Source organism: Pseudomonas sp. B21-015 (assembly GCF_024749285.1).
Classification (GTDB): Bacteria; Pseudomonadota; Gammaproteobacteria; order Pseudomonadales; family Pseudomonadaceae; genus Aquipseudomonas.
In genome coordinates, this window is sequence record NZ_CP087196.1 from 6020620 (window position 1) to 6028167 (window position 7548).

The following is a 7548-nucleotide window of genomic DNA, read 5'->3' on the forward strand; positions in this document are numbered from 1 at the left end:
CTAGCAGAATGCTCGGACATTCTGCTGGAGATGGCCGTTGAAAGCCCTCGACGAACTGACCTTCGACAATCGCTTCGCCCGCCTGGGCGACGCGTTCTCAACCCACGTGCTGCCCGAACCCCTCGCCGCCCCACGGCTGGTGGTCGCCAGCCCCGCCGCCATGGCGCTGCTGGACCTGGACCCGGCCGAGGCCGAGACGCCGGTGTTCGCCGAGCTGTTCGGCGGCCACAAGCTGTGGGCCGAAGCCGAGCCACGGGCGATGGTCTATTCCGGACATCAGTTCGGCTCCTATAACCCGCAGTTGGGCGACGGTCGCGGCCTGTTGTTGGGCGAGGTCTATAACGAAGCTGGCGAGCATTGGGACCTGCACCTCAAGGGCGCCGGTCAGACGCCGTACTCACGCATGGGCGATGGACGGGCTGTGCTGCGTTCGTCGATCCGCGAGCTTCTCGCTTCCGAAGCCCTGCATGCCCTGAACATTCCCACCACGCGCGCACTGTGCGTGATCGGCTCCGACACGCCGGTCTGGCGCGAGAAACAGGAACGCGCGGCCATGGTCTTGCGCCTGTCGCCGAGCCATGTGCGCTTCGGGCATTTCGAATTCTTCTACTACACCAAGCGCCCCGAGCAGCAGAAAGAACTCGGTGAACACGTGCTGGCCATGCACTTCCCGCACTGCCTGGAACAGCCGGAACCGTATCTGGCGATGTTCCGCGAAATCGTCGAGCGCAATGCCGAGTTGATCGCCAAATGGCAAGCCTATGGGTTCTGCCACGGCGTAATGAACACCGACAACATGTCGATCCTGGGCATCACCTTCGACTTCGGCCCGTTCGCCTTCCTCGACGACTTTGACGCGCATTTCATCTGCAACCACTCCGATGACCAGGGCCGTTACTCCTTCAGCAACCAGGTGCCGATTGGCCAATGGAACCTCAGCGCCCTCGCCCAGGCCCTGACGCCGTTCATCAGCGTCGACGCCCTGCGCGAAACCCTCGGCCTGTACCTGCCTCTGTTCCAGGCCCACTACCTGGACCTGATGCGCCGCCGTCTCGGTTTCACCACGGCCGAAGACGACGACCAGAAACTACTGGAGCACCTGCTGCAACTGATGCAAAACAGCGGCGTCGACTACAGCCTGTTTTTCCGCCGCCTGGGGGATGAGTCACCCGAACTGGCCGTCGCCCGTTTGCGCGATGACTTCGTCGACATCAAGGGCTTCGATGCATGGGGCGAGCTCTACGTCGCTCGGGTTGCTCATGAAGGTGAGGTTGATCAGGAGCTGCGCCGGGAACGGATGCATGCGGTGAATCCGCTGTATATCCTGCGCAATTACCTGGCGCAAAAAGCCATCGATGCGGCGGAAAGCGGCGACTATTCAGAAGTTCGTCGTTTGCATGCAGTGCTGAGCAATCCGTTCAAGGAACAGCCGGGGATGGAGAGTTATGCCGAGCGGCCACCGGAATGGGGCAAGCATCTGGAGATCAGTTGTTCGTCGTGAGTGGGAAGGCCCTCTTCGCAATCGAAGAAGATAATGGTCTAAAACCTGTCGCCTTGATAAAGACCACCTTCGACTCCAGATCAGTTTCATAGACTGCCCAACTGAGAGCCAATCATGACCGAACCACTGCTCATCCCCTGCCCCCACTGCAACGGCCTCAACCGCATCCCCGCCGAACGCCTCAACGACCATCCAAAATGCGGCCGCTGCAAGGCCGAGGTCTTGCTGAACAAACCGTTCGAATTGAAGCAAGGCGATTACGCCAGTCAGATCAAGGGTGACCTGCCGTTGCTGGTGGATGTGTGGGCGGACTGGTGCGGACCGTGCAAGTCGTTTGCGCCGGTGTTCGAGCAGGCGGCGGGGCAATTGGCGGGCAAGTGTCGGCTGGCCAAGCTGGACAGCGAGGCGAATCAACAGTTGTCGGCGCAGCTGGGGATTCGCTCGATCCCGAGCCTGATTCTGTTCAAGAACGGTCGGGAAGTGGCTCGCCAGAGCGGGGCCTTCCCGTTACCGCAGTTGATGAGCTGGTTGCGCAGTCAGGGGATCTGAAGCCCCTTCAACAACAGCGACTCAGGTATTTTCCAGCAGGTTATGCAGGTCGACGAATTGCTGGGTCAGTTTGTGCCGCGGGTCGAGGTGGATCAGCGGCGTGTTGGCCTGATGGGATTCGCGCATGCGCACCGAACTGGCCAGATACACCGGCAGTACCGGCAGGCCTTCGGCGATCAGCTCGTCGAGGATTTGCTGGGGCAGGCTGGCGCGAGCCTGGAACTGGTTGACGACAATGCCTTCGACTTCCAGCCCTTCATTGTGGTCGTCCTTCAACTCTGCGATTTCCGCCAGCAGACCGTACAGTGCCTGACGCGAGAAGCTGTCGCAGTCGAAGGGAATCAGCACACGGTCAGCGGCGATCAAGGCCGAGACGGCATAGAAATTCAGCGCTGGCGGGGTGTCGAGGTAGATCCGGTCGTAATCACCGTCCAGCTCCTCGAGCAATTTACGCAGCTTGTTGATCTTGTGTTTGGCCTCAAGCTTGGGCTGCAAGTCTGCCAGCTCGGCGGTGGCAGTGATGACGTGAAGGTTGTCGAACGGAGTTTCGTAGATGTCGACCTGACCTTTCTTCGAGAACGGCCCGGAGGACAGGGTCTGCTTGAAGAAGTCGGCGATACCCATCGGGATATCGTCACCGGTGAGCCCCGTCAGGTACTGAGTGGAGTTGGCCTGGGCATCGAGATCCACCAACAGCGTGCGATAGCCTTCGCTGGCGCTGACCGCCGCCAGATTGCAGGCAATACTTGATTTGCCCACGCCACCTTTCTGATTGAACACCACGCGCCGCATGTCAAAACCTCCGTGTATCAAAGAATGACCGAGTGTAGTAGTCCATAACGCTGCTTAGCTACCTCGCCAGCATCTAGACTACACAGTCATTAGCAAATCTCCGGCTGAAGAAGCTGCCAATTCGTTCATCGACAGCCAATAGCGCCGACAGACATGCCCGCTGCACTGTGGATAATGGCCAAACGACAGCTTTTTTCGCGAACCAGACGGTACATTTCGTTGCGCAAAATGTAACCAGTATTTGCTACACGCCCGCAGCACCGGGATAATGCGCGCCACTCGGCGCTAAGCGCCACGTCAGGTCAGCCGCGGTTCTTGCGACTCACCGCGTTAAAGGAAGCCCGCAGGGGCGGGATGAATGTCTGTGATCAACTTCAACATCGCCCAATGGCGCGCTTGGGCCCCTGGGCTTGAAAGCGTGGATGATTGGCAGGCCTGGAGCCGACAACCGGTCGTGCTCGAGCCCAGCGATGCCGCCCCGGATGTGTCGTTTCTGCCGGCCATGCAGCGTCGGCGACTCAGCCGTCTGGCGCGGATGGCGTTCAGTGTCGGCTGGCCCTTGGCCGATGGTCATCCGGATTTACCGTTGGTCTCTATTTCCCGCCACGGCGAAACCCCGCGCACCTTCGAAATTCTCAGCGATCTGGCGACCGACCAACCGTTGTCGCCCACCCAGTTCAGCCTGTCGGTACACAACGCGGTGATCGGCCTGTGGTCGATCATGCGCGGCGAAACCAGCGAAATGACCGCCCTCGCCGCGGCCGGCGATGGCCTTGAACACGGCATGCTGGAGGCGGCGGCACTGCTTGCCGAAGGCGCGCCTGCGGTGCTGCTGGTGGTGACCGAAGAGCAACCGCCCGCTGTCTATTCGACCTGGATCGACGACGTGCCATTCCCTTACGCGGTCGGCCTGTTGATCACCCCCGGTAATCAGTGGCAGTTATCGCTGAACAGCGCCCCCCACGCGTTGTCCAAAGCCCGCTGGCCCCATGCCCTGAATCTGTTACGCACCCTGCTCGGTCAGCAGACTACCTGCCAACATGCCTGGAAAAATCGTGTATGGACCTGGCAACGCAACCTGTAACCGATAAAAACCGCGACGCCTACTACTGGCGCCTGCTGGCCACCGCCGCGAGCTTTACCCTGTTCGGGTTGGGCGGGCTATGCCTGCGACTGGTGGTGTTCCCACTGTTGAGCTGCCTGCCGGGAGACGCCCAGGCCCATCGTCAGCGTGCACGACAGACGGTCAGCCGGTGTTTCTGGTTTTTCATTCGGTTCATGGCTCGCAGTGGCGTGCTGACTTATGACATTCAAGGGGCGGAAAAGCTCGGACGGCCAGGCCAGATGATCGTCGCCAACCACCCCTCGCTGATCGATGTGGTGTTCCTGATCGGCCTTGTGCGCCATGCCAACTGCGTGGTCAAGAAAAGCCTCTGGGAAAACCCGTTCACCCGCGGTCCGCTGCGCTGTACCGAGTACATCAGCAACGATGGCAGCATGGACATGCTCGACGCCGCTGCCGACGCGCTGAAAAGCGGTCAGACCCTGATCATCTTTCCCGAGGGCACCCGCACCCAACCCGGCAAATCGCCGGCCTTTCATCGGGGGGGCGCGGCAATCGCCCTGCGCGGTGCGAGAATCCTCACCCCGGTGATCATCAAGGTCAACCCGACCACATTGACCAAGGCCGAACCCTGGTATCGAATCCCCAAACGCCGCGTGCACTTCAGTTTCCGCGTCGGGGCCGATATAGATCCACAGGCCTTCGCTACGCAGGGGCCTGCGCCCCAAGCCTCGCGCAAGCTCAATGATTATTTGCACCATTACTTTATTAAGGAGCTCGCCGAAGATGAGCGAACTGCACACCAATAGCCTGATGCTGGAAATCAAAGAGCTGATCATCGAAGCGCTGGGCCTCGAAGACATCAGCCTCGAAGACATCGGCGATGACCAAACGCTGTTCGGCGAAGGCCTGGGCCTGGATTCGGTAGACGCGCTCGAACTCGGCCTGGCCATCCAGAAAAAGTACGGCATCAAAATCGACGCCGACGCCAAGGACACCCGTAATCACTTCACCAACGTGGCGAGCCTTGCGGCGTTCGTCACTGCAAAACAGGCAGTTTGAGACCGGACCATGCAAACTCGTGACGACATTTTCAACACCCTGCGCGATGCTCTGGTCGAACTCTTCGAGCTGGACCCCGAGCGCATCAGTCTGGAATCGAACCTGTATCAGGATCTGGAAATCGACAGCATCGATGCGGTCGACCTGATCGATCACATCAAACGCCAGACCGGCAAGAAAATCGCCGCCGAAGAATTCAAATCGGTGCGTACCGTCAGCGACGTGGTCGAGGCGGTCTACCGTCTGGTTCAACCCGCCGCATGAGCCGACTGATCGGCCTTGGCCTGCTGCTGGCAGGCCTGCTGTACCCCTTTGCGGTGTATTTCGGCATGGAGCATTTTGCCCCGTGGCAGTTCGGTCTGCTGCTGGGCAGCCTGTGGCTGGCACGGGCGCTGACCGGCGAACGGCGCCCTGGCAGCCTGTGGATGGCCACCGTCGCCATCGCGTTCTGCCTGCTGTTGGCGCTGTTCGACAGCCCAGTGTTGCTGCGCTGGTACCCGGTGCTCATCAGCGCGTTCATGCTGGTGCTGTTCGGCTTGAGCCTGAAATATGGCCCGCCGATGGCCGAACGCCTGGCCCGTCTGCGGGAGCCGGAATTACCGCCCAGGGCCATTCGCTACACCCGCCAGGTGACGATTGCCTGGAGCGTGTTTTTTCTCTGCAACGGCTTGTGCGCCGCCGCCCTGACCCTTTGGGCGCCGCTGAGCTGGTGGATGTTGTACACCGGCCTGATCTCCTATGGATTGATTGGCCTGATGTTTGCCATTGAATGGCTCATACGACAACGGGTACGAGGCCGCCCATGAATTGGATAAAACTTGAGCAACTGCTGCTCAAGGCTCAGCCGGAGCGTGCCGTGACGGCCGAGCCGGCGTTGAATCACGCGCAATTGTGCGACCGGGCCCTGAGCCTGGCTGCCGGCCTGCAAACCCAGGGTGTGCAGCGCATCGCCGTGCACCTTGAAGACGCCGCCGACCTGGCCATCGCCCTGCTCGGCGCCTGGCGTGCCGGGGTCAGCGTGCTGCTGCCTGCCGACCTGCAAGCGCAGACTCGCCAGCGCTGGTCGACCGAGGTCGATCTGTGGCTGACCGACCAGGCCGACGATGCACACCTGAGCGATTATCGGCATTCACCGCTGCCGGCCAACCCGCTGGATCTGGACGGCTGTCAGCTGAGTCTGTGCACCTCCGGTTCCAGTGGCGAACCCAAGCGCATCGACAAAACCCTGCGCCAACTGGCCAATGAAGTCGAGGCCCTGGAGCACTTGTGGGGTGCGGAACTGGGCGAAGCCTGCATCATCGGCAGCGTCGCCACTCAGCACATCTACGGGCTGCTGTTCCGGGCGCTGTGGCCGCTGTGCGCCGGGCGTCCGTTCGTGCGCAAGCAACTGGCCTTCCCGGAAGACTTGCAACGCGCCAGCCGCGAACACCCGGCCTTCGCCTGGGTCGCCAGCCCGGCGCTGCTCAAACGCATGGGCGACAACCTCGACTGGCCAGCGCTGAGTGCGGTGCGCCGAGTGTTTTCCTCCGGTGGCGCGTTGCCCGCCGACGCCTCGCAAAGCCTGCACCAACGCCTGCAACAATGGCCGACCGAGATCCTCGGCAGCTCGGAAACCGGCGGTATCGCCTGGCGTCAGGGCCAGAATCTCTGGCAGCCCTTCGCCGACGTGGCGCTGAGCCAGGACAACGACGGGGCGCTGCTGATTGCGTCACCGTACCTGCCGGCCGGCCATATCGAACACACCGCCGATGCCGCGCGCATCGCCGCCGACGGCCGTTTCGAACTGTTGGGGCGGCTGGACCGGATCGTCAAACTGGAAGAAAAACGTATCTCTCTACCGATGCTCGAACACGCGTTGATGGCTCACGCCTGGGTCGCCGAAGCGCGGCTGGGGGTGGTTCAGGAAAACCGCGCCTCATTGGGCGCGCTGCTGGTGCTCAGCGAGCAAGGCCTGCATGCCTTGCGCAACCAGGGGCGACGCAGCCTCACGCAAGCGTTGCGTCAGCATTTGAGTCAGCATTGTGAAACGCTGGCCCTACCACGACGCTGGCGCCTGTTGCGGCAACTGCCGCTGAACGCGCAGGGCAAATTGCCCCAGGCCGAGGTTGAAACCTTGCTGCTGGCGCCCCGCCCAAAGACGCCGCAAGTGCTGGAGCAGGTCGAAGTCGATGGCGAGTGGAGCCTGCAACTGGCCGTCCCGCCGGACCTGGCGTATTTCAGCGGGCACTTTCCCCAGGCGCCTGTATTGCCTGGTGTGGTGCAGGTGGATTGGGCATTGAGCCTGGGCCAGCAATTGATGGACCTGCCGGCAAAATTCGCTGGCATGGAAGTGCTGAAGTTCCAGCAACTGGTGCGTCCCGGCGATGAAATCCAGTTGCACCTGCGCTTCGACCCAACGCGCGGAAAGTTGTATTTCGCCTATTGCAATGAAACCGCCACCTGCTCCAGCGGGCGGATTTTGCTGGAGGCTGCCAGCGATGCATAACTTTGGTGAGTGCTACGCACTCAATCGCGAGCAGGCTCGCTCCCACATTGGATCGCTGTTAAACACGAATTCCCTGTGGGAGCGAGCCTGCTCGCG

Annotated in this window: 9 protein-coding genes; 8 read left to right on the plus strand and 1 reads right to left on the minus strand. The window is 61.3% G+C overall.

All coding sequences use genetic code 11. The features are described from left to right. The first annotated feature begins 37 nt into the window (after window positions 1–37). Window positions 38–1501, plus strand: a complete 1464-nt coding sequence (gene selO, locus LOY38_RS27400) for a protein adenylyltransferase SelO (protein ID WP_258697899.1) — start codon at window positions 38–40, stop codon at window positions 1499–1501. A 114-nt stretch (window positions 1502–1615) separates the two neighbouring features. Next, window positions 1616–2050, plus strand: coding sequence for a thioredoxin TrxC (trxC, locus tag LOY38_RS27405; RefSeq protein WP_258697900.1), 435 nt, complete (start codon window positions 1616–1618; stop codon window positions 2048–2050). Window positions 2051–2071: 21 nt separating this feature from the next. On the opposite strand, the gene LOY38_RS27410 is transcribed toward trxC, so the two are convergent. Continuing rightward, window positions 2072–2842 (minus strand): ParA family protein, encoded by a 771-nt coding sequence (locus LOY38_RS27410; RefSeq protein WP_258697901.1) that lies wholly within the window; start codon window positions 2840–2842, stop codon window positions 2072–2074. Between the two features lie 358 nt (window positions 2843–3200). Between LOY38_RS27410 and LOY38_RS27415 the strand changes: the two genes are divergently transcribed. Genes LOY38_RS27415 through LOY38_RS27440 form a run of 6 tightly spaced genes read left to right on the plus strand, consistent with a single transcriptional unit; the run spans window position 3201 to window position 7452 of the window. Further along, a complete protein-coding gene (locus LOY38_RS27415) occupies window positions 3201–3926 on the plus strand; it encodes a beta-ketoacyl synthase chain length factor (protein WP_258697902.1) in 726 nt (241 codons plus the stop codon). Beyond that, window positions 3902–4714 (plus strand): 1-acyl-sn-glycerol-3-phosphate acyltransferase, encoded by an 813-nt coding sequence (locus LOY38_RS27420; protein ID WP_258697903.1) that lies wholly within the window; start codon window positions 3902–3904, stop codon window positions 4712–4714. The genes LOY38_RS27415 and LOY38_RS27420 overlap by 25 nt, the downstream gene beginning before the upstream one ends. Next, window positions 4692–4967 carry a phosphopantetheine-binding protein gene (locus tag LOY38_RS27425; RefSeq protein WP_258697904.1) on the plus strand — a complete coding sequence of 92 codons (276 nt, stop codon included), beginning with the start codon at window positions 4692–4694 and terminating at the stop codon, window positions 4965–4967. Before LOY38_RS27420 ends, LOY38_RS27425 begins: the two co-directional genes overlap by 23 nt. 9 nt (window positions 4968–4976) lie before the next feature. Then, window positions 4977–5231 carry an acyl carrier protein gene (locus LOY38_RS27430; RefSeq protein ID WP_007936741.1) on the plus strand — a complete coding sequence of 85 codons (255 nt, stop codon included), beginning with the start codon at window positions 4977–4979 and terminating at the stop codon, window positions 5229–5231. Beyond that, entirely contained in the window at window positions 5228–5773 is a 546-nt protein-coding gene (locus LOY38_RS27435) for a hypothetical protein (RefSeq protein ID WP_258697905.1), read from the plus strand. Before LOY38_RS27430 ends, LOY38_RS27435 begins: the two co-directional genes overlap by 4 nt. Continuing rightward, entirely contained in the window at window positions 5770–7452 is a 1683-nt protein-coding gene (locus LOY38_RS27440; protein WP_258697906.1) for an acyl-CoA synthetase family protein, read from the plus strand. Before LOY38_RS27435 ends, LOY38_RS27440 begins: the two co-directional genes overlap by 4 nt. Window positions 7453–7548 lie beyond the last annotated feature (96 nt).